The organism is Halobacillus karajensis, assembly GCF_900108515.1.
Lineage (GTDB): Bacteria > Bacillota > Bacilli > Bacillales > Halobacillaceae > Halobacillus > Halobacillus karajensis.
The window spans coordinates 268,764-294,326 of sequence record NZ_FNWW01000003.1 but is presented as its reverse complement, the minus strand read 5'-3'; the positions used below and the strand labels follow the sequence as shown (position 1 = coordinate 294,326).

26 protein-coding genes are annotated in these 25,563 nt (G+C 42.2%); 1 reads left to right on the top strand and 25 read right to left on the bottom strand.

Going from position 1 to position 25,563, the window contains the following annotated elements; translation table 11 throughout:
* Positions 1-6 precede the first annotated feature (6 nt).
* The 20 genes from hslU to smc all read right to left on the bottom strand — a co-directional run bounded on the left by hslU (position 7) and on the right by smc (position 21,226).
* A complete protein-coding gene (gene hslU / locus BLW54_RS08690; protein ID WP_035505352.1) occupies positions 7-1,404 on the bottom strand; it encodes an ATP-dependent protease ATPase subunit HslU in 1,398 nt (465 codons plus the stop codon).
* A gap of 12 nt (positions 1,405-1,416) precedes the next feature.
* Complete coding sequence (gene hslV, locus BLW54_RS08685) at positions 1,417-1,962, bottom strand: ATP-dependent protease subunit HslV (RefSeq protein WP_035507497.1); 546 nt, start codon at positions 1,960-1,962, stop codon at positions 1,417-1,419.
* 5 nt (positions 1,963-1,967) lie between these two features.
* Positions 1,968-2,867: a tyrosine recombinase XerC gene (gene xerC, locus BLW54_RS08680; protein ID WP_035505354.1), complete on the bottom strand. Its 900-nt coding sequence runs from the start codon at positions 2,865-2,867 to the stop codon at positions 1,968-1,970.
* Positions 2,868-3,161: 294 nt separating this feature from the next.
* Positions 3,162-5,237 carry a type I DNA topoisomerase gene (gene topA, locus BLW54_RS08675; RefSeq protein WP_074734012.1) on the bottom strand — a complete coding sequence of 692 codons (2,076 nt, stop codon included), beginning with the start codon at positions 5,235-5,237 and terminating at the stop codon, positions 3,162-3,164.
* Between the two features lie 311 nt (positions 5,238-5,548).
* Entirely contained in the window at positions 5,549-6,421 is an 873-nt protein-coding gene (gene dprA / locus BLW54_RS08670; protein ID WP_074734009.1) for a DNA-processing protein DprA, read from the bottom strand.
* 66 nt (positions 6,422-6,487) lie between these two features.
* Entirely contained in the window at positions 6,488-7,390 is a 903-nt protein-coding gene (gene sucD, locus BLW54_RS08665) for a succinate--CoA ligase subunit alpha (protein ID WP_035505362.1), read from the bottom strand.
* A gap of 17 nt (positions 7,391-7,407) precedes the next feature.
* Positions 7,408-8,568, bottom strand: a complete 1,161-nt coding sequence (sucC, locus tag BLW54_RS08660; protein ID WP_074734007.1) for an ADP-forming succinate--CoA ligase subunit beta — start codon at positions 8,566-8,568, stop codon at positions 7,408-7,410.
* 530 nt (positions 8,569-9,098) lie between these two features.
* Positions 9,099-9,893 carry a ribonuclease HII gene (rnhB, locus tag BLW54_RS08655; protein WP_231622324.1) on the bottom strand — a complete coding sequence of 265 codons (795 nt, stop codon included), beginning with the start codon at positions 9,891-9,893 and terminating at the stop codon, positions 9,099-9,101.
* Between the two features lie 119 nt (positions 9,894-10,012).
* On the bottom strand, positions 10,013-10,858 hold the full coding sequence (ylqF, locus tag BLW54_RS08650) for a ribosome biogenesis GTPase YlqF (RefSeq protein WP_074734005.1): 846 nt from the start codon (positions 10,856-10,858) through the stop codon (positions 10,013-10,015).
* A gap of 10 nt (positions 10,859-10,868) precedes the next feature.
* Positions 10,869-11,417, bottom strand: a complete 549-nt coding sequence (gene lepB / locus BLW54_RS08645) for a signal peptidase I (protein ID WP_035505369.1) — start codon at positions 11,415-11,417, stop codon at positions 10,869-10,871.
* A gap of 378 nt (positions 11,418-11,795) precedes the next feature.
* Positions 11,796-12,140 (bottom strand): 50S ribosomal protein L19, encoded by a 345-nt coding sequence (gene rplS / locus BLW54_RS08640; protein WP_035505372.1) that lies wholly within the window; start codon positions 12,138-12,140, stop codon positions 11,796-11,798.
* Positions 12,141-12,267: 127 nt separating this feature from the next.
* A complete protein-coding gene (gene trmD / locus BLW54_RS08635) occupies positions 12,268-12,999 on the bottom strand; it encodes a tRNA (guanosine(37)-N1)-methyltransferase TrmD (protein WP_074734003.1) in 732 nt (243 codons plus the stop codon).
* Entirely contained in the window at positions 12,999-13,517 is a 519-nt protein-coding gene (gene rimM, locus BLW54_RS08630; RefSeq protein ID WP_035505375.1) for a ribosome maturation factor RimM, read from the bottom strand. The genes trmD and rimM overlap by 1 nt, the downstream gene beginning before the upstream one ends.
* An 8-nt stretch (positions 13,518-13,525) precedes the next feature.
* Positions 13,526-13,912 (bottom strand): YlqD family protein, encoded by a 387-nt coding sequence (locus tag BLW54_RS08625; protein WP_074734001.1) that lies wholly within the window; start codon positions 13,910-13,912, stop codon positions 13,526-13,528.
* 90 nt (positions 13,913-14,002) lie between these two features.
* On the bottom strand, positions 14,003-14,230 hold the full coding sequence (locus BLW54_RS08620) for a KH domain-containing protein (protein ID WP_035505379.1): 228 nt from the start codon (positions 14,228-14,230) through the stop codon (positions 14,003-14,005).
* A gap of 22 nt (positions 14,231-14,252) precedes the next feature.
* Entirely contained in the window at positions 14,253-14,522 is a 270-nt protein-coding gene (gene rpsP, locus BLW54_RS08615) for a 30S ribosomal protein S16 (RefSeq protein WP_035505381.1), read from the bottom strand.
* Between the two features lie 84 nt (positions 14,523-14,606).
* Positions 14,607-15,947 carry a signal recognition particle protein gene (gene ffh / locus BLW54_RS08610; protein ID WP_035505382.1) on the bottom strand — a complete coding sequence of 447 codons (1,341 nt, stop codon included), beginning with the start codon at positions 15,945-15,947 and terminating at the stop codon, positions 14,607-14,609.
* A 13-nt stretch (positions 15,948-15,960) separates the two neighbouring features.
* On the bottom strand, positions 15,961-16,290 hold the full coding sequence (locus BLW54_RS08605) for a putative DNA-binding protein (protein WP_035505385.1): 330 nt from the start codon (positions 16,288-16,290) through the stop codon (positions 15,961-15,963).
* 75 nt (positions 16,291-16,365) lie between these two features.
* Positions 16,366-17,361, bottom strand: coding sequence for a signal recognition particle-docking protein FtsY (gene ftsY, locus BLW54_RS08600; protein ID WP_035507501.1), 996 nt, complete (start codon positions 17,359-17,361; stop codon positions 16,366-16,368).
* A 304-nt stretch (positions 17,362-17,665) separates the two neighbouring features.
* The gene (smc, locus tag BLW54_RS08595; RefSeq protein ID WP_074733997.1) at positions 17,666-21,226 is read right to left on the bottom strand and encodes a chromosome segregation protein SMC; all 3,561 of its coding nucleotides are present in this window, start codon (positions 21,224-21,226) and stop codon (positions 17,666-17,668) included.
* 182 nt (positions 21,227-21,408) lie between these two features.
* Between smc and BLW54_RS08590 the strand changes: the two genes are divergently transcribed.
* Positions 21,409-21,630 carry a DUF1128 domain-containing protein gene (locus BLW54_RS08590; protein WP_035505389.1) on the top strand — a complete coding sequence of 74 codons (222 nt, stop codon included), beginning with the start codon at positions 21,409-21,411 and terminating at the stop codon, positions 21,628-21,630.
* Between the two features lie 148 nt (positions 21,631-21,778).
* On the opposite strand, the gene rnc is transcribed toward BLW54_RS08590, so the two are convergent.
* The 5 genes from rnc to plsX all read right to left on the bottom strand — a co-directional run bounded on the left by rnc (position 21,779) and on the right by plsX (position 25,561).
* On the bottom strand, positions 21,779-22,471 hold the full coding sequence (gene rnc, locus BLW54_RS08585; protein ID WP_035505391.1) for a ribonuclease III: 693 nt from the start codon (positions 22,469-22,471) through the stop codon (positions 21,779-21,781).
* A gap of 80 nt (positions 22,472-22,551) precedes the next feature.
* Positions 22,552-22,785 carry an acyl carrier protein gene (acpP, locus tag BLW54_RS08580; RefSeq protein WP_035505393.1) on the bottom strand — a complete coding sequence of 78 codons (234 nt, stop codon included), beginning with the start codon at positions 22,783-22,785 and terminating at the stop codon, positions 22,552-22,554.
* A 93-nt stretch (positions 22,786-22,878) separates the two neighbouring features.
* The gene (fabG, locus tag BLW54_RS08575; RefSeq protein ID WP_035505395.1) at positions 22,879-23,619 is read right to left on the bottom strand and encodes a 3-oxoacyl-[acyl-carrier-protein] reductase; all 741 of its coding nucleotides are present in this window, start codon (positions 23,617-23,619) and stop codon (positions 22,879-22,881) included.
* Positions 23,619-24,560 (bottom strand): ACP S-malonyltransferase, encoded by a 942-nt coding sequence (gene fabD / locus BLW54_RS08570; protein WP_035505399.1) that lies wholly within the window; start codon positions 24,558-24,560, stop codon positions 23,619-23,621. Before fabD ends, fabG begins: the two co-directional genes overlap by 1 nt.
* A complete protein-coding gene (gene plsX, locus BLW54_RS08565) occupies positions 24,557-25,561 on the bottom strand; it encodes a phosphate acyltransferase PlsX (RefSeq protein ID WP_074733995.1) in 1,005 nt (334 codons plus the stop codon). The genes fabD and plsX overlap by 4 nt, the downstream gene beginning before the upstream one ends.
* Positions 25,562-25,563: the final 2 nt, after the last annotated feature.

The window sequence follows — 25,563 nt, the reverse complement described above, 5'->3', positions numbered from 1 at the left end:
TTTACCCTATAAAATAAATCGGCTCAAATCTTTGTTTTTTACAATAGATGATAGTTTGCTGTCTACATACTGCGGAGTAATCTCAATTTTTTCCATAGTTACATCTGGTGCTTCAAAGGATAGATCTTCAAGCAGTTTCTCCAAAATGGTGTGTAGCCTCCGCGCTCCGATATTGTCTGTTTCCTGATTCACTTCATGAGCGATTTCTGCGAGTCTAGTAATAGCATCGTCAGAAAATTCAACCTTTATACCTTCAATTTCAAGTAATGCCTTATATTGTTTCAAAAGAGCATTAGAAGGCTCAGTAAGAATACTCTTGAAGTCATCTACACTAAGCTTATTCAATTCCACACGTATCGGGAATCTGCCTTGTAGTTCAGGTATCAAGTCAGATGGCTTCGCCATATGAAAAGCTCCTGCAGCAATAAAAAGAATGTGGTTGGTATTCACAGGACCATATTTAGTGACCACCGTAGATCCTTCAACGATAGGCAGGATATCTCTTTGAACACCCTCACGAGATACATTTGCCTGATTATCACCTTTTGCGGCTACTTTATCGATTTCATCGATAAAGATCATTCCGGCCTGCTCAACCTTTACAACCGCTTCCTGACCAACTTCATCCATATCGACAAGTTTCCCTGCTTCTTCTTGTGTTAATACTTTCCGTGCTTCAGACACAGGGAGTTTCCGTTTCTTTTTCTTTTTCGGCATAAACTGACTGAAGGCATCCTGCATATTCATGCCCATCTGTTCCATACCAGAGCCCTGAAGCATATCAAACATGGAAGACTGGGATTCCTCTACTTCAATAGTGACCATCCGGTCTTCTAATTCCCCTAGATCCAGCTGATGCCGGATACGACTTCGTTTTGTTTCGATTTCTGCTTCTTCCTTCTTTTCATCTGTATCCGTTTCCTGTTGATTTCCTTGATTGAAAATCATTTCGAAAGGGTTTTTAAAGTTGTTCGCCTGTTTTTTCTTAGAAGGAACCAAAAGTTTTACAAGACGTTTGTTGGCTTGTTCTTCAGCCTTATCTTGGACAGCCTCCATCTTCTCTTCCCTCACCATACGAACGGCCATCTCTACAAGATCCCTCACCATGGATTCCACATCACGACCAACATAACCAACTTCGGTAAACTTAGTAGCCTCTACCTTAGCAAAGGGGGCCCCTACCAGTTTCGCCAGTCTTCTAGCAATTTCTGTCTTACCAACACCTGTTGGACCCATCATTAAAATATTTTTTGGTACGATTTCATCTTTCAGCTCATCTGTCAGCTGCATGCGGCGGTATCGATTTCGCAGAGCTATAGCCACTGAACGCTTTGCACTGTTTTGGCCAATAATATATTGATCAAGTTTTTCAACGATTTCTCTTGGCGTCAAATTTAAAGACATGAATGCCCCCCCTTAATCGAGAACTTCCAATATGATTTGGTCATTTGTAAACACACAGATTTCTCCCGCAATTTCCAGCGCAGCTTTTGCAATTTGAGAAGCGGACTGCTCCGGAGAGTATCTTTTCAATGCTCTTCCAGCACTAAGAGCAAAATTTCCTCCTGAACCGATTGCAAGAATACCGTCATCCGGTTCTATTACTTCCCCTGTACCGGAAACAAGAAACATGTTTTCTTTATCCATCACAATCAACATGGCTTCTAGTTTTCTTAAAACACGGTCACTGCGCCATTCTTTCGCTAACTCCACAGATGCACGGGCAAGGTTTCCATCATAGCTTTCCAGTTTCCCTTCAAACTTTTCAAAGAGTGTAAAAGCATCTGCGACAGAACCAGCGAAACCTGCGAGCACCTGATCGTTGAATAATCTGCGAACTTTTCTCGCTTTGTGTTTCATGACTACCTGATTCCCCAGTGTCACTTGTCCATCTCCGCTCATCGCACACTCTCCATTATGCTGGACAGCGAAGATTGTTGTGGCGTGAAATTGTTGATCCATCATATTCACCTCTTATTTGCTCTCGGATGGCTGTTCATGTAAACATTTTTCAGTCGATCTTTAGACACATGCGTATAGATTTGAGTGGAAGAAAGTCTTTCATGACCTAATAATTCCTGGACTGAACGTAAATCTGCACCTTCATTAAGAAGATGGGTAGCAAACGAATGCCTTAATTTATGAGGATGGATATCTACAGTTAACGAAGCTTTTTCCACCATTTTCTTCAAGATGAGCCTGATGCCATCTGCAGTTAAGGGACCACCTTTGGCGTTCAGAAAAATATTTTTCGATTCATCGCTTCTCTTAGAAGCTAACTCTCTTCTTCCATCTTCTATATAGGCTTGAAGCGCCTTTGCAGCGAATTGGCCATATGGAACGTACCGATCTTTGCTCCCTTTGCCGTGAACGAGGACCGTATTCAAGGAAAAATCAAGATCACTGACTTCTATTTTCGTGCACTCACTCACACGGATCCCTGTTCCATAAAGGAGTTCGATAAGAGCCTGGTTTCTCTGCCCCAAAGGTGTACTCAAATCACTCACAGTGAAAAGCTTCTCTAACTCTTCTTCATAAAAAAAATTGGGAATTGGATTGTCCCGCTTTGGTAACGTCACATTTAAAAAAGGATTTTGCTGGATGATTTCTTCCCGCTCAAGAAAACGAAAAAAACTCCTTAAGCTGGATATTTTTCGTGAAATCGTCCTCCTCGAATAATTCGCTTCATGTTGTCGTGATAGATAAACACGAATGACCGAGTATTCACATTCATGGAGTGTCACTCCCTCAGATTTAAGGAATGCATGAAATTCGTCTAAATCCCTTCCATAATGCTTTAAAGTCAAAGGGGAAGCGTTTTTTTCAATTTGAAGGTACTCCATAAATTGGTCTTTATATGATTGCATGATTCCTTCCACCTCTCCAAAGGCGTCTAAATTTTATCACAATATCGAATTGAACCACAATGGATTTAATAAAAATGTAACAAAATTCTGAATTGTTTCCAACTCTAAAGAATCAAGCTTTTGAGAATTCCTACTTTAGCCGGATTTCAGGTAGAGGTTCCGTTATGAAAGCCTGTCAAGTATGTAGACTTACCAAAGCGTAATTATAGCGTCCCTGAAGACGACTGTCAATCAAAAAAGAAAGAGAGTCTATAACTATAAGGATAGTCATAGACTCTTTAAATTATAACTGCTTTATGATTGTGGCTCTTCTTTATAATCACAATCCGTACATTGGATTTGTGTACCTTTTTTCGATTTCTTCTCGACAAGTAAGGACTCACACTTGGGACATGGACGGCTGATCGGCTTATCCCAGGAAATGAAATCACATTCCGGATAGTTTTCACATCCAAAGAATTTCCGATTCTTTTTACTTTTCCGCTCGACGACTTCTCCATCTTTACACTTCGGACATGTGACGCCGACTTTCTTAAGGATGGGTTTCGTGTTGCGACAGTCTGGAAAATTGGAACATGCAAGGAATTTACCATAGCGCCCCATTTTATAAACCATTTCATGGCCGCATTTCTCACAATCAATTCCTGCGGGTTCGTCTTTAATTTCCACTTCTTCCATTTCTTTTTCGGCTTTTTCCAAACGAGGGTGGAAGCCTTCATAAAATTCCTCAATGATGCTGACCCAGTCTTCTTTCCCCTCTTCTATAGCGTCCAGGTCATCCTCCATCCCTTTTGTAAAATCGACATCGATAATCTCCGGGAAATACTCCCTCAGCTGCTCTAAGACGATTTCACCAAGTTCTGTCGGTACAAAACGCTTATTATCAAGTGCTACGTAGCCGCGGCGTTGAATCGTATCAAGTGTTGGAGCGTACGTGGACGGTCGTCCTATTCCTAATTCCTCGAGGGTTCTCACAAGACGTGCTTCCGTATAACGGGGCGGCGGCTGAGTAAAATGCTGATTCGGTTTGATTTCTTCAGCTTTCACCGTCATCCCTTCTTCCAAATGAGGAAGAAGCTTGTCTTTTTCTTTCTTATTATCGTCCCGTCCTTCAATGTAAACCTTCATAAACCCTTTGAATTTAACTTTCGATCCTGTCGCTCTGAACTCCACCCCTTCATTATAAAGGTGGACAGTCATCGTATCAAGAACGGCAGGTGCCATCTGGCTGGCAATAAACCGGTCCCAGATCAATTTATAAAGTCGATACTGATCCCGTGATAAAATGCTCTTCACCGCTTTCGGATCCCTGTCAGCCCCTGTAGGACGGATCGCTTCGTGAGCATCCTGAGCGCCTTCCTGCTTTTTAGAACCTTTGTTATGACCTAAATACTCTTTTCCGAAGTTTTTTTCTACGTATTGTTTAGCATCCTCTTTTGCTGAATTGGACAAGCGAGTAGAGTCTGTACGCATATACGTAATCAAACCTGTTGTTCCTTGCTTTCCGCCCAAATCGATTCCTTCATAAAGCTGTTGAGCGATCATCATAGTCTTCTTCGCTCTAAAATTCAGTTTACGAGCAGCTTCCTGTTGAAGGGAAGAGGTCGTAAACGGTAAAGACGGGTTCCTTTTTCTCTCCCGTTTATTTACTTTGTCAACGGAAAAGTCTTTCCCTTTCATTCGTTGTTCAATTTTCTCCACATCTTGTTGTGTCTTTAAATCCAGCTTCTTTCCATCCATCCCATAAAAGGATCCTTCAAACGCCTCTTTATCTTTTAAGAAATCAGCTTCAATCGTCCAATATTCTTCAGGCTGAAAGTTTTTAATTTCGTTTTCGCGATCGATGATAATTTTGACAGCCACCGATTGAACTCGGCCTGCGCTCAACCCTTTCTTAACTTTTTTCCAAAGGATCGGGCTTATATTGTAACCCACAAGACGGTCTAATACCCTTCGTGCCTGTTGAGCATCGACCAAATCAGAATCTATGGAGCGTGGGTGTTTAAAAGAATCTTTAATCGCTTCTTTCGTGATCTCGTTGAAAACAACTCTGCATTCTGACTGCTCATCAATATCCAGACTGTGAGCCAGATGCCAAGCGATCGCTTCCCCTTCACGGTCGGGGTCGGCAGCAAGATAGACTTTTTTCGCCTTTTTTGCTGCCGCCTTCAATTCTTTTAAAACCGGTCCTTTACCACGGATTGTAATATATTTTAGAGAGAATTTATTTTCAACATCCACTCCCATTTGACTTTTTGGTAAGTCCCGGACATGTCCAAGGGATGCTTTTACTTTGTATTTTTTTCCAAGATAACGCTCAATTGTTTTCGCTTTCGCAGGTGATTCTACAATTACTAGATAATCTGCCATATAGGTTCCTCCCATAGAGGTGTTTTCTCTTTAGTTGTTTATACACATTGATTCATTTTATTATTCATTTATTAACTTTAGTAGAAAAAGCATAAAGGGGTTCTTCCTGCGGGCAATGTCCATATAGATCCCGATTGTCCCGACTCCCTCATCTTTCTGTTATGATTGGCAAGTTGATCTTTTTCATAAAATAAATCTTCCCTATTATTAAATACAATGAAACCGTTTGTCAAACATATATTTTTCAAAAAAGTTTTAAATTGGTCTTATTCTCCCCTTGACTGTACCACCTTTGTAACAAATTTTTCAAATTATTCTAACCAATCCTCTAAAATATCCTGGTACGTGTGTACTAATTTAGCTCCATCATTAATCATTTTATGACACCCTTCGCTCGTAGCACTCCCTGCAGGCCCAGGTAGAGCATAGACATCCTTCCCCTGCTCCAGTGCTTGGTCAACAGTAATGAGCGTACCGCTTTTCAAACGCGCCTCAATTACGAACGTAGAAGGCGTCAAACCTGAAATCAGACGATTCCGTTCTGGGAATTGATATCTTCTAGCCGGAACATCCGGAGGGTATTCACTGATAACAGTATGGTTTTCAACCATCTTCTTATAAAGATAAAGGTTGTTTTTAGGATAAATATGCTGAAATCCTGAACCAAGAACCGCTATTGTTTTTCCTTGATTCTCTAGAGCAAGACTATGTGCAAATTGGTCTATTCCTAGCGCCATCCCACTAACAATAGTGAAACCTGAGTGAATCAGTGGAAGAAGAACTTTCTTCATCGTGGGAAGAGCATAAGAGGAAGGGTTACGGGTTCCGATCACACTGATAGATAGAGGAGAAGTGAATAGGGTAGGGTCCCCTTGAACGTACAGGACATAAGGAGGATCCGGGATTAACCGCAGTTGCGGGGGATATTGGTTATCAAAACACGTGAGAATCGTAAAATATTGCTCGTAAATGTCGAGTTTCTTCATTATATTATGATTATTTACATGTTTAATAACCGCTTGAGCTCTAGAAAAGGGAATCGATAATTGCGTGGAAAAATCCAATGGAGTACAGGAAAAGGGATAAAGCAAGGAAGGGTCCATTTTCATTAACTTTTTAAGCAGGGGTCTTGTGACTTGAGGACATAAATGAAGGAGAATTAAACGTCTTCTGCGGTTTTCCATTAGGCACCTCAATTCCATAATTCAGAGGCCGTATCACTATCGATACGGCCTCTGTTATCATCTCATTTAATGTGTTTTGCATTTATCAAGGAGGTCCTGATCTTTCAGGACTTGAATGAGTGTTTCCCCCATTACAGATGGGGTTTCAGCTACCTGAATACCACATTCATTCATCACGCGGATTTTTTCATCAGCGGTCCCTTTCCCTCCGGAAATAATGGCACCGGCATGGCCCATTCGCTTTCCAGGAGGGGCTGTGCGTCCCCCAATGAAACCAACCACAGGTTTACTCATGTTCGCTTTCACCCATTCCGCGGCTTCCTCTTCTGCCGTTCCACCAATTTCACCAATCATAATAACAGCTTCTGTATCCGGGTCTTCATTGAACGCTTTCAGAACATCAATGAAATCGGTCCCATTCACAGGGTCTCCCCCAATACCTACAGCTGTTGACTGACCGATACCTGCTTCGGAAAGCTGGTGAACGGCTTCATATGTCAAGGTTCCAGAACGGGATACAACGCCTACATGGCCTTTTTTATGGATGTAACCAGGCATAATCCCGATTTTACATTCGTCCGGAGTAATAACTCCAGGACAGTTAGGTCCGACAAGACGAGTTTTCTTGCCTTCCATGTAACGTTTTACTTTTACCATATCGAGTACAGGAATATGCTCAGTGATACAGATGGCTAGGTCAAGTTCTGCATCCGTCGCTTCCAAAATGGCATCTGCAGCGAATGGTGCAGGCACATAAATGACTGAAGCATTGGCTCCTGTTTTCTCGACAGCTTCTGACACTGTATTGAAAACTGGGATCCCTTCTACTTCCGTACCGCCTTTACCTGGTGTTACACCACCAACGATTTGTGTACCGTATTCAATCATTTGTTTAGTATGGAACAATGCTGTAGATCCTGTAATTCCCTGTACAATGACTTTTGTATTCTTATCAATATATACACTCATCTGATTCCCCGCCTTTCTTACTTGACTAGTTCAACGATTTTTTGTGCGCCTTCTGCCATTGAATCTGCAGACGTAATATTTAAGCCCGAGTCATCAAGAATTTTCTTCCCATCGTCTACATTCGTGCCTTCAAGACGAACGACAAGTGGCAATGTCAGCCCGATTTGTTTTGTTGCTTCCACAACACCTTCAGCAATAACATCACATTTCATAATTCCACCGAAAATGTTAACGAAAATTCCTTTAACATTGTCATCGGATAGAATAATTTTGAAAGCTTCGGTAACTTTTTCCGTTGTCGCACCACCGCCGACATCAAGGAAGTTGGCAGGATCTCCATTATAATGTTTAATTGTATCCATCGTAGCCATGGCTAAGCCTGCTCCATTAACCATACAACCGATATTTCCATCAAGAGCGATATAACTAAGGTCATACTTAGAAGCTTCCACTTCTTTCGGATCTTCTTCTTCAAGATCACGAAGCTCAGCAATATCCTTCTGACGGAACAATGCGTTATCATCGAAGTTTAACTTCGAATCAAGTGCAAGCACGCCTCCATCTCCAGTTGTCACCAATGGATTAATTTCTGCTACTGAGCAATCCTTCTGTACAAAAACTTCATATAACCCAAGCATAAATTTAACTGCTTTTCCTAGGGATTCTTTCGGGATATTGATGTTAAAAGCAAGTCGACGAGCCTGGAACGGTGTGAGACCTGTTACAGGATCAATGACTTCTTTGAAGATTTTTTCGGGAGTCTTTTCAGCGACTTCCTCTATTTCTGTTCCACCTTCTTCAGATGCCATCATCGTCACACGGCTTGTTGCGCGATCGAGAACAAGACCAACATAGTATTCACTCTTAATATCGCAGCCTTCTTCAATAAGTAAGCGCTTTACTTCCTTGCCTTCTGGCCCAGTCTGATGGGTTACAAGTGTTTTTCCTAGTATTTCGTCAGCGTATGTACGCACCTCATCAAGATTTTTAGCGATCTTGACTCCACCGGCTTTCCCACGGCCGCCTGCATGGATCTGCGCTTTGACAACCGTAACATCACTACCTAATTTCTTGGCTGCTTCGACAGCTTCATCTACGGTATATGCCACGTGTCCGTTTGGCACAGATACGCCAAAATCACGCATGATTTCTTTTCCTTGATACTCGTGAATGTTCATGTTTCATCCTCCCATCAATTTTCACTGCATGTTCATTGTATAAAAAAACGCTATCAATTGTCCATACTAAGCTAGATTTCTGTCGAAAAATTCAATAGATTCACATGTATATTATTATGTAAACTAGAGTAGTAGAAGATAATATAATCCATATTTACGGTTGACTCTTCGTTAAACACTTGTTGCCATTATGTATTCAACTAATTGGCAGAAGCGTGTAAGGCCCCTTCCCAGATGTTTTATGGAACCGTTGTGCCCCTACAAAAGTAAAGTGGTCGTGCAGCGTCCTTCTCTCAAGGGAATCCCGCTGTTCCCCAATCGTGAGTGCAACCTGCCCTAAAGAGTGTAAGGATCCTTATGATAGCATGATCCGTTAAAAAAAGGCTCCCCCGTACCATAAAAAACATTCTGAGCTGGGGGCGGCTGACCCCAGCTGTGGATAAAATTTGCGGGGCGATGCCCTGATGTATGATGTTCAAGTCTCCTACACAATCCGTGAGACAAGTTCCAAATCAATGATTCTATTCCCCCTATAGTAAATCTTTAACAGGGGCAAACGACCGTCTATGGACAGGTGAAGCTCCATATCTTGCCAGAGCACTTAAGTGTTCCTTTGTTCCATATCCTTGATTGTTATGAAAATGATACATGGGATATTCAGTCGCCAGCTCTGCCATCATGCGATCTCTTGTTACTTTTGCCATAACACTCGCAGCAGCGATCGACACACTTCTTTCATCACCCTTGACAAGGCTTGTCTGAGCATACGATAGATTGTCCAGCTCCATAGCATCAATTAAAAGATGTTCCGGTTGATTGGAAAGCTGTTCAACTGCTCGTTTCATCGCCAACTTTGTAGCTTGAAAAATATTAATTTGATCGATTTCTTCATTTGTCACGATGCCAACGCCCCAATCAGCATCCCTTTTGATTCTTTCAAAATATTCTTCTCGTTTTTTAAAAGTTAATTTTTTGGAGTCGTTCAAACCTTCTAAATAATACTCGTGCGGCATGATCACAGCTCCTGCTACCACAGGCCCCGCGATGGGCCCTCTTCCCGCTTCGTCGATCCCTGCGATAGGAGAGAATCCATTCTGATATAACTCTTTTTCAAACTTCATCATTTCTTCATAGCGTTGTTTTCGTTCATATTTTAGTTGTTTCTCTTTTTCATAGCGGCGGATGAGCTGTTGAACCCCTTTTCTTTTATCTTCTTTAAACATGGATAGCTCATGCGGCGATAATGGTTCGTCAGCGTTCAGTTTTTCTTTCACTTGTGTAATGGTCAGTTGAGTCATAAAATCAAAGTACTCCGTTTCTTTCATATTCTAAATTCCAAGTGGTCTCTTATTACGCTTAACATAGTATGTTTGATCACAGAATTTTTTTAACTTTCAAGACAACAAATAAAGCGCAAGAGGCTCCTGCCACTTTGCGCTTCTAGTTACGAATCTGGGCGTTCAAGACTGATAGAACCAAGCTTCCCTGTTCGTAAATCCTGTAAAATAATATCGGCTACCTTATCAAAGTTCACTTGTCCTCCACTCTCGAGGCAGCCTCTTTTCTTACCAATGGATGCAAAGACCTCCATGATGTCATCCACATTCTGCAGTCCAAACCGTTCTTCTAACAAGTCTGGGTAAGTATGATTGAGAAAATCCAACACATAGGCAGCCACATCTTCCTTCGGCAGAATCTGATCTTTTATCGTACCGATGGAAGCCAGTCTGTAACCGACTTCTTCTTCCTCAAACTTCGGCCAAAGAATCCCGGGTGTATCAAGTAGCTCAAATTCTTTTTTTACTTTGATCCACTGCTGTTTTGTCGTGACACCTGGTTTATCACCTGTCTTCGCCATTTTCTTATTTGCCAGACGATTAATGAGTGTGGACTTCCCTACATTAGGTATTCCTATAATCATGGCTCGAGATGCTCTTGGGCGTATTCCTTTAGCTTTGAGTTTTTCTATTTTTTCTTTCCCTAGCTCTTTCGCTTTCTGAACAACTTTTTGAACATCCTGTTTCTGATTCGCTTCAATAGCCACAGCAGGTATGCCTTCGTTTTTGAAATGTTCAATCCACTCATTCGTAACCTGTGAATCAGCTAAGTCTTTTTTCATCAGTACAATTAATTTCGGTTTTTCCTGTAAAATACTCTGAAGCATAGGGTTTTGTGAAGAGCGTGGGGCCCGTGCGTCCACAAGTTCAATAACGAAGTCAACGAGCTTCAGTTTCTCCGCCACTTCCCTTTTTGCCTTGGCCATGTGGCCTGGAAACCATTGAATGGTCATTTACATCCTCCTAATTGACCAGCTGAATGCGGTTTAGCGGCCAGTAGGAAATAACCGCTTCCCCTACCATTTGGTCTTGATCGATCATGCCAAGCATCCGGCTGTCTGTCGAATTGTTCCGGTTGTCTCCCAGTACGAATAAATACCCTTCAGGAACTTCCTGATATTCTCCTGGTAATTCCTCCATTTTAAAATCTTCCGTTAATGGGCGATTGCCATTTAATTGTTGTTTTCGTTCTTCAAGAAAAGGTTCGTCAACAGCTTTCCCATTGACATAAAGCTGGTCGTCTTTGTAAGCAATATAGTCTCCGGGCAGACCGATGACTCGTTTAATATAGTCTTTGCGTTCTGTTGCGTGAAATACGACAATATCGAAACGTTCTGGTGAACCCAGCGTATAATTGAGTTTGCTGACAATTAGATGATCACCACTATGTAAAGTAGTCAACATTGAAGGGCCTTCAACTACAACTGGTGCAAACAAGAAAACCCGCACAACAATCGCGAGTACACCGGCGATAAGAAATGCCTTAATCCAGTCCAACCATTGCTGTTTCATATTTATCCTCTTCCCTTGCTTTCAAGGAGTCTGAGCGGCAAACCAGATCCCTCTCTACTTGCCTCAGGTTGTAAGAACAAGTCATAGCAGGGGCTGCTGCTGAACGGCTCACTTGTTTTCTATTTTTGTCTTAAAAGTATTAGCTATTATCTTATAATATCATAAAAAACTTCTTAAACTCAGGTTTTGTTTCATATAGATTCCTACAGAAAGAGCCGTTTAGGTGAGACCCTAAAGAGCTTTAACTCAAGGGGAAAGCGGGTCTTCCAGATAACGGCCATATCCTTTAATATTTTTCTTATCAGATCATAACATCTCATTGACCTAAAGCTTAAGTAGAAAAAAGGAGCTTGACTAGCAAGCTCCTTTCCACTGAAATTAGATAATTTCTTTAATACGTGCAGCTTTACCGCGAAGGTTACGCAAGTAGTAAAGTTTCGCACGACGTACTTTACCACGACGTGTACGCTCAATCTTAGCGATACGTGGGGAATGAACCGGGAATGTACGCTCCACACCAACACCGTAAGTAATTTTACGTACAGTGAATGTTTCGCTGATTCCGCCGTTCTGACGCTTAATGACAACACCTTCGAATACCTGAATACGCTCACGGCTGCCTTCAACAACCTTCACGTGTACTTTTACAGTATCACCAGGACGGAAGTCTGGGTGATCCGTACGAAGCTGTTCTTTTGTAATGTCATGAATCAATTGTTGCATGATTTTCACTCCTTTTTAACTAATGCTCATGTCTTCTAAGAGGCAGCGGAACATCGTTTTCCACTTAAACCGATCGTTTAAGCACAAGATTTAATATACCATATTGGTAGACAAACATCAACAGCTCTCAGCTATTTTTCCATTCTTGAACCCATGCCTCTTCCTTGGAGGACAATTTTCTCTCCTCAAGTAAATCAGGCCTTCGTTCAAACGTACGTTTTAGTGACTGATAATGTCTCCATTCATCAATTTTAGCATGATTTCCTGATAGAAGGACATTGGGGACTTTACGACCTCGGAAATCAGCTGGCCGTGTGTAATGGGGATGTTCCAATAATCCGCTTGAAAATGAATCCATCGGAGCCGACTGTTCATTCCCAAGGACTCCTGGAAGTAATCGCACCACAGAATCTATAACTACCATGGCCCCGAGTTCACCGCCAGTCAATACATAGTCACCGATTGAAATTTCATCTGTTACAAGTTCCTGTCTAATTCGTTCATCATACCCTTCATAATGGCCGCAAATGAACACAAGGTGATCTTCTTCTGCCAGCTCTTCAGCTTTTTTCTGAGAATACGGTTCCCCTTGAGGACAAAGCAATATCACACGCGGAGCTTTTTCCGCTTTTTGCTTTACTTTTTCAATACTATCGAAAATCGGTTGAGGAGACAGCACAAGCCCTGCTCCTCCCCCATATGGATAATCATCGACCTTGTTGTGTTTGTTCTCCGTAAAATCACGGAAATTGATGTATTGATAGGAGAAAGCCTTTTGATCCTGAGCCCGCTTCATAATGGAGTTTTGTAAAACGCCATCAAACATTTCTGGAAAAAGTGTCAAAATATCGATATGCATTAATCTAGCAGCCCCTCTATTGGATCGATGATGATTGCTTTTCGCTCTGTGTCTACTTCTTTCACCACAGGCTCTATATATGGAAGGAGAACATCAGACTGTTGTTTCCGCTTCACAACCCAGACATCATTGGCCCCCGGAGTAAGAATTTCTTTAACTTCTCCCAATTCTGCACCAGACTCGAGGAAAACTTTACATCCAATAATTTCATGGAAATAAAACTCATGATCATCAAGCTCTTCCTGCTCTTCTTCTGAAACCATAAGCATACCGTTTTTGTAAGGTTCCACATCATTAATGGAAGGATGTTCTTCAAAACTCACAAGATCGAACCCTTTATGCACCCTGTGTGTGCGTATGACAAGCGGCTTCGGTTTTTCCTGTTTATCATTTACCCAATACAAAAGCTGACCAGGTTCAAAGCGTTCATCAAAATCTGTGACACGATGAACTTTCACTTCTCCCTTGATTCCATGTGTGTTAATAATTTTACCGACATTGTATAACTGTTTTTCCATAAGTCCTATTACCTCGCTCGTATGACTTTTCCGTCTTTCACGACGATTTGACGATCCTGAATCGTTTGCTCCCAGTCGTCGCCTTCTTCGACTTCTATCAGCGCCTGAACCTCATCTGTTTCTAATTCACTTTCATCAGGAAGGATATCCAACTGTTGGCGTTGATATTCCAACCATCTCAACTGATCTTTGCGGCGGCTGATTTCTTTTGAAAAACGGCGTTCCACTTCTTGTTTCGAAACGCCAGGTTTGCGCTCCAGTTTCTTTTGTTCAAAAGACAGTTGGCTGCATTCCCGATCGAGTTGTTGACATCTTCGGTCAAATTTTTCTTTGATTTGCGCACGACTCGACTCTGTCAATATTTGTTTGACAGGCACTGTTCTGATGATTTGCATCTTCCGTCCGCCTCTCTTTGTCATTCATGTACATAGTAAAAAAGGGAAAAGGTTTCCCTTCTCCCTTCCTGCACCAATAAAATTAGTTCTTTACATGATATCCAAATAGATTCGTTTTTCAGAATCTGAGCCTGCCGCATAAACGACAGTTCGAATCGCTTTCGCTATCCGCCCGTTTTTTCCAATCACTTTCCCGAAATCATCCGGGTGGACGGAAAGATGATAGACCACTTTATGGCTTTCTTCCTTCACATCCACCACAATGTTGTCAGGGTGATCGACAAGCGGAGTGACGATCGTTTCGATTAAGGCTTTCATGGGATCACCACTACTTTATCATTTATTGGTTTTTCTTTTCGTGGAACTGCTTCATGATGCCTTCATTAGAGAAAAGGTTACGAACAGTGTCACTTGGCTTCGCACCGTTGGACATCCAGTCAATTGCTTTCTCAGCATCAAGCTTAACCTCTACAGGGTTAGCTACTGGGTTATATGTTCCGATTTGCTCGATGATACGTCCATCACGAGGAGAACGAGAATCAGCAACTACTACACGATAAAATGGGTTACGTTTAGATCCCATACGTTTTAGGCGAATTTTTACTGCCATTTTTAACAACCTCCAAATTTCTTTAATGTTTCACACAGATTTAGATTTTAGCAGAACTTCTAGGGTGTGTAAAGGATTTTTCCATTACATAAACGGAAATTTCATTCCTTTGCCTTTTTTCCCTTTCGTATTGCTCATTTGTTTCATCATTTTCTTCATTTCTTCAAACTGTTTTAACAATCGGTTAACCTCCGAAACAGAGGTACCTGAGCCTTTTGCGATCCGCTTCTTGCGACTCGCATTCATGACAGACGGGTCCTGGCGTTCATTCTTAGTCATCGACTGAATGATTGCTTCCACATGGACAATTTGTTTGTCATCAAACGATACGTTTTGAAGACCTTTCATCTTGTTCGCACCTGGAATCATATTTAAGATTTCATCGAGAGGCCCCATGTTTTTCACTTGCTCCATTTGTTCAAGAAAATCCTCGAATGTGAAGGAAGCATTACGCATTTTTGATTCAAGCTCTTTGGCCTGTTTTTCATCGACCTGTGTTTGAGCTTTCTCGATTAATGTCAGCATGTCTCCCATTCCAAGAATCCGCGAAGCCATACGCTCTGGGTGGAACGTTTCAAGCTGGTCAAGCTTCTCTCCCATACCAGCAAACTTAATTGGCTTGCCTGTAACGGCTTTGATCGATAAGGCGGCACCGCCACGTGTATCCCCGTCCAGTTTCGTCAAAAGAACACCAGAGATATCCAGTTGTTCATCGAAACTTTCCGCCACGTTTACAGCATCCTGACCTGTCATTGCATCGACAACCAAAAAGATTTCATCAGGATTCACTGCCTCTTTGATTTCTTGCAATTCTCCCATCAAATCTCCATCAATGTGCAAACGACCAGCGGTATCGACTAGAACATAGTCATAATGTTCCTCTTTCGCTTTAGCTACCGCATTTTTGGCAATTTCCACTGGATTCTCTTCCGTACCTTCTTCATGGACGGGCATATCCAGCTGTTTCCCGAGGGTCTGCAATTGTTGTATGGCTGCCGGGCGGTAAACATCCGCTGCAGCAAGCAACGGCTTACGGTTATAGTTTTTACGAAGCAGGTTTGCCAGTTTTCCTGTTGTCGTTGTTTTACCGGCACCTTGCAGACCGACCATCATGACGACGGTCGGAGGGCGTTTGGCCACAGCAATTTTACTTTCATCCCCGCCCATTAATTCGGTCAACTCTTCTTTAACCACTTTGATAACTTGTTGTCCTGGAGTCAGGCTTTCCATGACCTCCTGACCGATGGCCCGTTCACGGACACGCTTCACAAAATCTTTCACGACTTTAAAGTTAACATCGGCCTCGAGGAGGGCGAGACGAACCTCCCTGGTCATCTCTTTTACGTCTTGTTCGGTTACCTTCCCTTTGCCTTTGATTTTCTTGATCGTTTCCTGCAAACGGTCGGATAAACCTTCAAATGCCATCGAAGAAACCCTCCTATTCTAATTCTTGTAATTCGTAGAGCCAGCCTTCAAAAGGCTCAGGAAGCTGCCCTTTTTCATAAGCAGCTTCCATTTCCTTAATCACTTGCTGGCGTTTTTGGAACTTCTCATATAAATGAAGCTTTTTTTCATATTCTTCAAGCATCGTCTCTGTTCGGCGAATATTATCGTAAACCGCTTGACGCGAGACATCAAAGGTTTCTGATATTTCACCAAGAGAGTAATCTTCCAGGTAATACAACTCCATATAGTTTCTCTGCTTGGGAGTCAACAACGATTGATAGAAATCGAATAAATAATTGATCCGTGTTGTTTTTTCAAGCACGTTTGAAGCACTCCTTGTTAAGTGAAATACCTTTACACATAAATATTAACGGAACATGTCCCACCATGTCAAGGCTTATAAAGTTTCTTCTTCATCCTCATATTCCTCTATCATATCTGCAAACAGGCCGTAAACAAAGGCGTGGGCATCAAACGTTTCCAAATCGGTCACTTTCTCCCCAAGTCCTACAAGTTTAACAGGAATGTCCAATTCATTTCGGATGGCCAGGACGATACCGCCTTTAGCTGTACCGTCAAGTTTGGAGAGCACGATTCCAGACACATCTGTTGCCTCGGAAAACGTTTTTGCCTGACTCATAGCATTTTGGCCGGTAGTTGCGTCAAGAACAAGAAGAACCTCATGTGGAGCACCAGGGACCTCGCGCTCAATCACACGCTTCACCTTGGAAAGCTCATTCATTAAATTCACTTTGTTCTGCAGTCGCCCAGCTGTATCACAGATGAGCACATCTGCGTTTTTGGATTTAGCTGACTGGATGCCGTCATAAATTACAGCTGCAGGGTCACTGCCTTCGTTATGTTTCGTTACATTGACATCCACCCGTTTGCCCCACTCTTCCAGCTGCTCAATCGCACCTGCTCTAAATGTATCACCGGCAGCTAATGTCACATTTTTCCCTTCTGACTTCAGGCGATGGGCAAGCTTTCCGATAGTGGTTGTTTTCCCAACCCCGTTTACCCCCACGAATAAATAAATCGTGAGTCCATCCGGGTTTTCATTCAAACCTTCAATATCAGCTGCCTCATCATCCCCGTAGTAGATTTCAACAAGCTTTTCGGAAATAATTTCTTTTACTTTCTGTGGCTCCTGGACATTTCTCCGTTTCACTTCCATCTCGAGCTCTTCAATCATTTCCATCACTGTCGTAACCCCGACATCTGCAGAAATTAACACCTCTTCAAGCTCTTCAAAAAAGTCCTCGTCAACTGTTCGATACCGGGCAACCAAATCATTGATTTTACTGGAAAAAGAATCTCTCGTTTTCGCAAGGCCCATTTTGAATTTGGACGCAATCGAAACTTTCTCTTCTTCATCAGGTTCTTTTTGCAAACCTTCTAGATTTTCCTGCTCTTCTTCCCTCTCATCATCCCCAGGAATGATTTCCTTTTCTGCCTCTGATCTTTCTTCATCTACTGGCGGTTCTGCCACTTCATCAGTTCCCCATGCACCCGGTTGGTCAGTACCCGACATTTCATCTATAGGTCCTTCTGTTTCTCCATCCAAAGGCCTTTCCTCATCGGCAGACTCTCCCGCTTCCACATCTGATTGCAGGTTTTTCTGTTCTTCTTCTGACTCCTGATCTTTCACAAACTTCTCTTTCAGTTTCTTAAAAAAGCTCATCAACTCATCCTTCCTATGCTTCCAATAATTCCGGTGTTTCTTCCAGCCGTACGGAAACGAGTTTAGAAACCCCAGACTCTTGCATCGTGACACCGTAAAGAACATCCGACTCCTCCATTGTCCCTTTCCTATGAGTAATCACGATAAATTGGGTCTCCTCACTGAATTCTTTTAAGAACTTAGCAAATCGATCAACATTCGCTTCGTCCAGAGCTGCTTCCACTTCGTCCAAGACGCAGAAGGGGACCGGACGGACACGTAAGATGGAGAACAACAACGCGATAGCTGTTAACGCTCGTTCTCCCCCAGATAAGAGACTCATGTTTTGCAATTTCTTTCCTGGTGGCTGGGCTACAATATCGACTCCTGTTTCCAACATATTTCCAGGATCCGTCAATTTCAAGTCTGCTTTTCCCCCACCAAACAATGTACGGAATACCTCTCCAAATTCTGCCCGGATCTTCGTAAAGGTGTCCTCAAATTTCCGTTCCATTTCTCCATCCATCTCATTGATAACATTGTGGAGGGTTTGTTTTGCTTCAAGAAGGTCGTCCTGTTGCCCCTTCAGGAATTCGTACCGCTCTTTAATACGGTCATACTCATCAATCGCACCTAGATTAACGGTACCAAGTTCTTCGATGGATCTCTTGATCAACTTCACCTGCGTGGAAGCTTCTTCAATATCTTCCACATCAGGGTAGTCTCTTCTAGCTTTCTCAAAAGTCATCACATACTCTTCCTGCAGGTAATGGAGCATGTTTTCAAGCTCTACATCCAGACGATTGGCTTTAACTTCTTTTTGCTGCTGATCTTGAATATAATTTTGGTGTCTCCGTTTCCATTCTTTTAACGATTGTTCGGCGTGCTGAATTTTTTCACCTCGTTCCTGTCGTTCCTTTCGTTTCACTTGAATGGAGGAGGACGTTTTTTCCTTTTCCGCCTTTATAGCTTCTATTTGAGCCTGAATATCTGCTTCGGTTTGATTTGAATCTTTTACTTCCATTAACTGCTGATAAGAAGCACGATTCCCGCGCAATTCTTGCTCAATCAGATCTTTTTCCTGCTGATAACGATCCGCTTTTTCCTTTTGATTATGGACAGCTGACTCCTGCTCGGCCAGTTGGATCTGAAGCTTTTGTCTGTGTTCTTGTAAATTGGCTTCGTCTTCTTTCTGTTTCTCTTTCGTCACTGTGAGCTCTTCAATTTTAGTATTTACAGAGTCAAGCTGCTTTTCCAGTGATGCCAACGTATCATCAAGATCTTTTAATTGTTTATCTGCATGATGAGAATCTTGATCATACTGGGCTTGATCTTGATCAAATAAATGCAGCTGATCATTCAGATGATCGAGTTTCACTTGCATTTCCCGCCGATCGGATTGCTTTTCATATTCTTCTCTTTTCATTTCGGAAAGTTTAGCATTCCACTGTTCTCTTTCCTGTTCCTGCTCGGCTAAAATGTTTTTGAGCTGTTTCACTTTGCTTTCTACATCCAATGCTTTCGCATCATATTCCATGATTTTTTCACTTAATTCCTGCAGTTCTTTTTCCCTTGTGAACAAGGATTGCTTGGATTGTTTTTTCGCCCCCCCAGCCATAGATCCTCCAGGGTTAACGACATCCCCATCCAGGGTCACTATTCTGTATTTGCGGTTAAGTGCACGGGCTATCTGATTGGCACACTCTAAGTTCTCCGCTATGACGATGTGGCCAAGCAGATGCTTGATTGCTTTTGAGTGGATCTGATCATAATGAATCAAATCAGCTGCGATTCCAATATAACCGTCTTGTTGAGAAAGGGATGAGGTTCCATTTACAAAACGCGGTTGTATAGAAGTGAGCGGCAAGAATGTGGCGCGTCCTTTATTATTGTTCTTCAACCAATGGATCGCTTGCCTCCCTGTTCGCTCATCCTCCACCAAAATATGCTGTGCTTGGGCTCCGAGAGCCGTTTCAATGGCTGTAAGTAAATGTGACGGAATATCAATTAACTCAAGAACAGCCCCGTGGGTCCCGGGAATCTGCCCTTTTTGCGCTGCTTTTAATACTTCACGAACCCCTTGAAAATAACCAGAGAAATCTTCTTTCATTTCTTCGAGCATTTCTTTTTTTGAACGCATCTTTTCTAAATACTGATACCCTTTGTAAAGTTTCTCCTGCCATTCCTGATACGTTTGCTTGTTTTTTTCATATTCATCATTTAATGCTTGGGCCTGTTTTTCCAGCTCTTCGCGCTGAAGTGTAAGTTCTTCAGCTTCATGAGAGGCTTTGTTCAAATTTTCTTCTAGTTGGCTGCGTTCAACCCTTAAATCCTTGAATTTATCAATTTGACTGCCTTTTTTATAGTGCAATTGATTCAATTGTTTTTCAAGAAGCTGTTTCTCATTTCGTTTGGCTGCCTGGGCATTTAAAAGTTCAATATATTCACTCTTTAAGTCTTCGATTTTTTCTTCCATCAAGTGGATATCCTGCTTTAATGCTTGATTTGTTTGGTTAAGTTCACGTTTCGTTTGCTCTTTTTTCTCTTTTGCATCTTCTAATTTTTGGACTTCTTCTTCTGCAATGGTCTTTAAATGAAGAAGTTTTGCAGAAAGCTCTTCATAGGCTTCTTCTAATTTAGATTTATTTTCTTCAAAATGTTTATGACGTTCCTTCATAAGCTGCTTCTTCCCCTCGAGATTTTCGAGTTCGCGCGTAAGATCCAGCAATTTTGTTTGAAGATCCTCTAAGGATGCTTCCAAAGCTTCGACGTCATTCCTTTGGGCAGCTAAAGAAGATTCTTCTTTTTCTATTCTCCCTTTCACTTCCCTTTCCTGTGTTTTCACCTGCTCAAGCTCATTGAGAACGGCTTCCCATTGACTGTGGACTTGCTCAATTTGAGTGATTAATAAGGAAATTTCGATATTTTTCAGTTCATCTTTTTTCTCTAAGTAATCTTTTGCAATAGCCGCTTGTTCTTTAAGTGGCTCAAGCTGACCATCAATTTCATGTAGGATATCTTCCACACGATTTAGATTTTCCTGTGTTTCCGATAACTTGGATTCTGCTTTTTTCTTTCGTTGTTTGTATTTGAGGACACCCGCAGCTTCTTCAAAAATCGAACGCCGCTCCTCTGCTTTGGAACTAAGAATCTCCTCAACTTTTCCTTGACTTATAATAGAGAAAGCTTCTCTTCCAAGGCCGGAATCCATAAATAAATCTATGATATCTTTTAGCCGGCATGTCTGGTTATTAATATAAAATTCACTTTCCCCAGACCTGTAAACTCTCCTTGTCACACTGACTTCCTGATAATCGAGCGGCAGTGCCTGATCTGAATTATCTAAGGTTAACATTACTTCAGCCATATTCAACGGAGCGCGGCTGTCACTCCCCGCAAAGATGATATCTTCCATTTTACTTCCACGGAGCGAGCGTGCTGATTGTTCTCCCAATACCCAGCGGATGGCATCCGTTATATTACTTTTTCCACTTCCGTTAGGTCCCACTACAGATGTCACGCCTGACACAAAATCAACAGTGACCCTTTCGGCAAATGATTTAAATCCTATCGTATCTAATTGTTTGAGGAACATATTCATCCTCCTGTTTTTTCACAAATCTTTCATTCACTCAACTTGTTTATTTTATCATAAACCCTTGCCCTACGGTAGGAACGTCAGCGCTCTTTTCTTCCGACATAGGGTTTCAAAATTAGCCAAAGTCCTTTATCATATGTAATAGCCTACAAAAAGAGCCTTTGAAGGAGGATTCATTTTTGAGTTTACAAGAACCTAAACAAGAGAACCTAGAGGTCATCATTAACGACATGGCCGAGAAATTACAAGTAGTCAACCGATCTCTCATGGACCCGGAAGATTACGACCTCAATAAATATGAGGAGATCAAGTCACTCCATGACATTATTGAAATGAAAGGACAACTTAGCGTCTCTGAGATACAGGCTTTCGTTACTGAGCTCGGCCAATATAGAAAGTAACCGCTTTTATATGTTCCCTTAACAGCGACCGTTTCCAAAAAAGCAGGGAACGGTCGTTTTTTATCCGTTTTTTCATAGCAAAAGCCCAGAGTTGGACCTCTGGGCTTTTCATTATCGATGGCATTCATGTATAAAGATTGCTTTCCTCTTAGAGATGGGCCCCTTGGTTTTCTAAAGCTTGCTGGGCCGCTTTCTGCTCTGCTTCCTTTTTGGTACGGCCGATGCCAATCCCACCGATCTCATCCTGTATGAGAACATGAGCAATAAACTCGCGACTATGAGCTGGACCTCTTTCTTCAACGATTGCATATTCAATCTTACTATTCTTATCTCGCTGGATGAACTCTTGAAGTTGACTTTTGAAATCCATCGCATGAGAAAAAGCACCTTTTTTCACTTTTGGATACACATACGTTTTAAGAAACTGTATGACTGCATCATAACCCTGGTCCAGATAAAGAGCACCGATGAACGCTTCAAAAACATCAGCAAGCAAAGCTGGTCGATTGCGCCCCCCCGTTAACTCTTCTCCTTTACCGAGTAGAATCAGGTCTTGGAAATTCAACTCATTAGCAAACTCTACCAATGAGACTTCACACACGATCGAGGCCCTGAACTTTGTAAGCTCGCCTTCTGCCATATCCGGAAATTCCCGGTATAAATATTGAGAGACCCCTAGTTCTAAGACAGCATCCCCTAGAAACTCGAGTCTTTCATTATCTTCTCGATCGGTTTTCCGATGCTCATTCACATAAGATGAATGCGTGAAAGCCTGTTCCAGTAACGAGATATCATTAAACTGAACATCTATTTTTTTCTGGAAACTGGAAAAATCATCCATAAATCACCTTGTCCTTTACTATGAATTTCTTTTAAAATACAGGAAAGGCTGCCCGTAATTACGGACAGCAATCCTATCGTTTACGACTGGCTGCTTATGTAATTCACAGCGTCGCCTACTGTATTGATTTTTTCAGCTTCTTCATCAGAAATTTCCATATCAAACTCATCTTCAAGCTCCATTACAAGCTCTACTACATCAAGAGAGTCTGCTTCTAGATCTTCTTTGAAGGAAGCTTCCATAGTCACTTTAGACTCGTCAACATCTAGACGATCGACGATGATTTGTTTTACACGATCAAATGTTTCTGCCATTGGAACCTCACCTCCCTTCAGTAATTATAGTAAAAACCTTATAAAAAGCGCAATAGCTCTCATCAAAATAGAGATCTATTTCTATTCCCTTTCTTACATTACCATACCACCGTCGACATGCAAGGTCTGACCGGTCATATAAGCCGCATCTTCCGTAGCAAGAAAACGCACAACGCGTGCGACATCCGCCGCTTCTCCAAGACGCTTTAAAGGAATTAGACTGAGCATTTGCTCACGCTGTTCATCCGTCAGAGAATCTGTCATATCTGTAGAGATATACCCGGGTGCGACGGCGTTCACTTGAATATTTCGAGCGGCTAATTCTTTGGCGTTCGATTTAGTCATCCCAATGACTCCGGCTTTTGCAGCTACGTAGTTCGCCTGTCCAGGATTTCCAGAAACCCCAACGATTGACGCCACATTGATGATTCGTCCATATTTCTGCTTCATCATTTGTCGTGTTACGCCTTTAGTACAAAGGAAGACACCTTTTAAGTTCGTGTCTATGACATCATCGAACTCCTCTTCTTTCATTCTCATTAAGAGATTATCTTTAGTGATGCCGGCATTATTAACAAGAATATCTAGGCGACCAAATTCGTCGACTACTTTTTTTACCATCCTTTTTACATCAGCATCCTTAGAAACGTTGGCTTGAATTTTGATACCAACGCCCCCACGTTCTTTAATTTCTTGTACCACAGCCTCTGCTTTATCTTCACTGCCTGCATAATTAACGGCTACTTTCGCTCCCTGGGATGCCAGTTCAAGAGCAATCGCGCGACCAATGCCGCGTGAAGCTCCTGTTACGAGAGCCACTTGGTCTTGTAACATTAAGATTCCTCCTTATACCACTCAATGAACTCCTGCAGTGATTCAGGATCCTGTACACTGAAAGTTTTCATTCTACGTTTCACTTTCCTGACAAGCCCGCTTAATACTTTCCCTTGTCCGACTTCAACGATTGCATCCACCTCTTCGTCAACAAAAGCTTCTAAAATTTGCTGGAACTTTACGGGGGAGTATAATTGCTCGACTAAAAGTTTTTCGATTTCTTCTGCTTCTGTTACAGGGGAGGCAGTCACATTTGCGTAAACCGGAATCTCTGCGTCACGAATTTTTGTTTCGGCTAAATGGTTGGCAAAGTCATCACTAGCCGGTTTCATTAACCGGGAATGGAAAGGGCCGCTGACATTCAAAGGAAGCACCCGTTTGGCTCCTGCCTCAGATAATTTCTCAGAGGCCTTTTCCACCCCATCCTTTGTTCCAGATATTACAATTTGCCCAGGGCAGTTGATGTTTGCTAAATCAACTGCATAATCCCCATCAAAATCACGAAGCACTTCTTCGATCTCTTCTTGACTTAACCCTAATACAGCCGCCATTGTTCCTTTTCCTGTAGGGTACGCTTCTTCCATGAGTTTCCCTCGAACATGGACAAGTTGAACGGCTTCCATTGGATCTAAAGCACCAGAAGCCACTAAAGCACTATATTCTCCCAAGCTGTGACCGGCTGTCATTTCAGGCACAACGCCTTCTTCCTTAAGTACTTCTTGAATAGCCATACTGTTAAGAAGTAAAGCTGGCTGGGCATTTTCTGTCCTTGTCAATTCTTCAGCAGCCCCTTCAAACATAAGGGTTGTTAATGAATAACCAAGCGTTTCATCCGCAGCATCAAACAATTGTTTCACAGCAGGGTAAGCTTCATACATCCCTTTCCCCATTCCGACTTCCTGGGATCCTTGGCCAGGAAAAACACAGGCAATTCGCTTCATGATTCATCCTCCTCTTTATTCATTTCCATTAAAGTGTTCTTAATTGTGTTGGTTACATCAAGTTCTACCATCTGACACGCCTGGCGAATGGCATTCAAAACAGCACGGTCGTTCGATGAACCATGTGCTTTAATCACAGGTGCTGACAGACCAAATAGCCCGGCCCCGCCATACTCACTGTAATCTAATTGATCTTTTAATTTCCGCAGATCATTCTTTGCGAGTCCTGCGGCAATTTTCGTCTTGAAATTGCTCATGAATGTTTGCTTTATCATAGAAAACATCGTCATTGCAGTACCCTCGATTGTTTTTAAAGCTACGTTTCCAGTAAATCCATCTGTGACTACAACATCTGCCACACCTTCAAGCAAGTCACGAGCTTCTATATTTCCAACAAAATTAAGGGGTGCTTCCTGCATCATTTCAAAGGATTTCTTCGTTAGTTCGCTTCCTTTGCCGTCTTCCGTACCAACGTTTAGCAGACCGATACGTGGATTTTTGATTTGACGGACATTTTTAGCATAAATACTTCCAATTACTGCATACTGGAGAAGATGTGCTGGTTTAGCATCCACATTCGCTCCTACATCCAGCATTAGAAAGCCTTTGCCATCAGATGTTGGAAGGGTGGGGCTAAGTGCAGGTCTGTCTACCCCTTTCATCCGTCCAACCACGAACAATCCCGCGCTCATCAATGCTCCCGTATTACCAGCAGATATACAGCCATCCGCACGTCCTTCTTTCACCTCATTGGCTGTAAGCACCATGGAAGACTGTTTTTTTCTCCTAACAGCTCGAACTGGTTCATCTTCTGCTGTTATAACTTCCGTTGTATGTAAAATGGATACGTTCGACTGCCCTTTCAAATAAGGCTTAATTTTTGCCTCATCCCCTACAAGGGTGATTTCCAGTCCGTCGATGGTATCTGCGGCTTGAACAGCCCCTTTAACAATCGCTTCAGGAGCGTTGTCACCGCCCATGGCATCAATGGCTAGTTTCATAC

Excerpts from the sequence above, each read along its gene's own strand:
- hslU (WP_035505352.1), bottom strand. The coding sequence starts at position 1,404 with ATGTCTTTAAATTTGACGCCAAGAGAAATCGTTGAAAAACTTGATCAA.
- hslV (WP_035507497.1), bottom strand. The coding sequence starts at position 1,962 with ATGGATCAACAATTTCACGCCACAACAATCTTCGCTGTCCAGCATAAT.
- xerC (WP_035505354.1), bottom strand. The coding sequence starts at position 2,867 with ATGCAATCATATAAAGACCAATTTATGGAGTACCTTCAAATTGAAAAA.
- topA (WP_074734012.1), bottom strand. The coding sequence starts at position 5,237 with ATGGCAGATTATCTAGTAATTGTAGAATCACCTGCGAAAGCGAAAACA.
- dprA (WP_074734009.1), bottom strand. The coding sequence starts at position 6,421 with ATGGAAAACCGCAGAAGACGTTTAATTCTCCTTCATTTATGTCCTCAA.
- sucD (WP_035505362.1), bottom strand. The coding sequence starts at position 7,390 with ATGAGTGTATATATTGATAAGAATACAAAAGTCATTGTACAGGGAATT.
- sucC (WP_074734007.1), bottom strand. The coding sequence starts at position 8,568 with ATGAACATTCACGAGTATCAAGGAAAAGAAATCATGCGTGATTTTGGC.
- rnhB (WP_231622324.1), bottom strand. The coding sequence starts at position 9,893 with ATGAAAGAAACGGAGTACTTTGATTTTATGACTCAACTGACCATTACA.
- ylqF (WP_074734005.1), bottom strand. The coding sequence starts at position 10,858 with ATGACCATTCAATGGTTTCCAGGCCACATGGCCAAGGCAAAAAGGGAA.
- lepB (WP_035505369.1), bottom strand. The coding sequence starts at position 11,417 with ATGAAACAGCAATGGTTGGACTGGATTAAGGCATTTCTTATCGCCGGT.
- rplS (WP_035505372.1), bottom strand. The coding sequence starts at position 12,140 with ATGCAACAATTGATTCATGACATTACAAAAGAACAGCTTCGTACGGAT.
- trmD (WP_074734003.1), bottom strand. The coding sequence starts at position 12,999 with ATGCATATCGATATTTTGACACTTTTTCCAGAAATGTTTGATGGCGTT.
- rimM (WP_035505375.1), bottom strand. The coding sequence starts at position 13,517 with ATGGAAAAACAGTTATACAATGTCGGTAAAATTATTAACACACATGGA.
- BLW54_RS08625 (WP_074734001.1), bottom strand. The coding sequence starts at position 13,912 with ATGCAAATCATCAGAACAGTGCCTGTCAAACAAATATTGACAGAGTCG.
- BLW54_RS08620 (WP_035505379.1), bottom strand. The coding sequence starts at position 14,230 with ATGAAAGCCTTAATCGAAACGATCGTCACTCCGCTTGTCGATCACCCT.
- rpsP (WP_035505381.1), bottom strand. The coding sequence starts at position 14,522 with ATGGCAGTAAAAATTCGCCTAAAACGTATGGGATCTAAACGTAACCCA.
- ffh (WP_035505382.1), bottom strand. The coding sequence starts at position 15,947 with ATGGCATTTGAAGGTTTATCCGACCGTTTGCAGGAAACGATCAAGAAA.
- smc (WP_074733997.1), bottom strand. The coding sequence starts at position 21,226 with ATGTTCCTCAAACAATTAGATACGATAGGATTTAAATCATTTGCCGAA.
- rnc (WP_035505391.1), bottom strand. The coding sequence starts at position 22,471 with ATGGATGATTTTTCCAGTTTCCAGAAAAAAATAGATGTTCAGTTTAAT.
- acpP (WP_035505393.1), bottom strand. The coding sequence starts at position 22,785 with ATGGCAGAAACATTTGATCGTGTAAAACAAATCATCGTCGATCGTCTA.
- fabG (WP_035505395.1), bottom strand. The coding sequence starts at position 23,619 with ATGTTACAAGACCAAGTGGCTCTCGTAACAGGAGCTTCACGCGGCATT.
- fabD (WP_035505399.1), bottom strand. The coding sequence starts at position 24,560 with ATGAAGCGAATTGCCTGTGTTTTTCCTGGCCAAGGATCCCAGGAAGTC.
- plsX (WP_074733995.1), bottom strand. The coding sequence starts at position 25,561 with ATGAAACTAGCCATTGATGCCATGGGCGGTGACAACGCTCCTGAAGCG.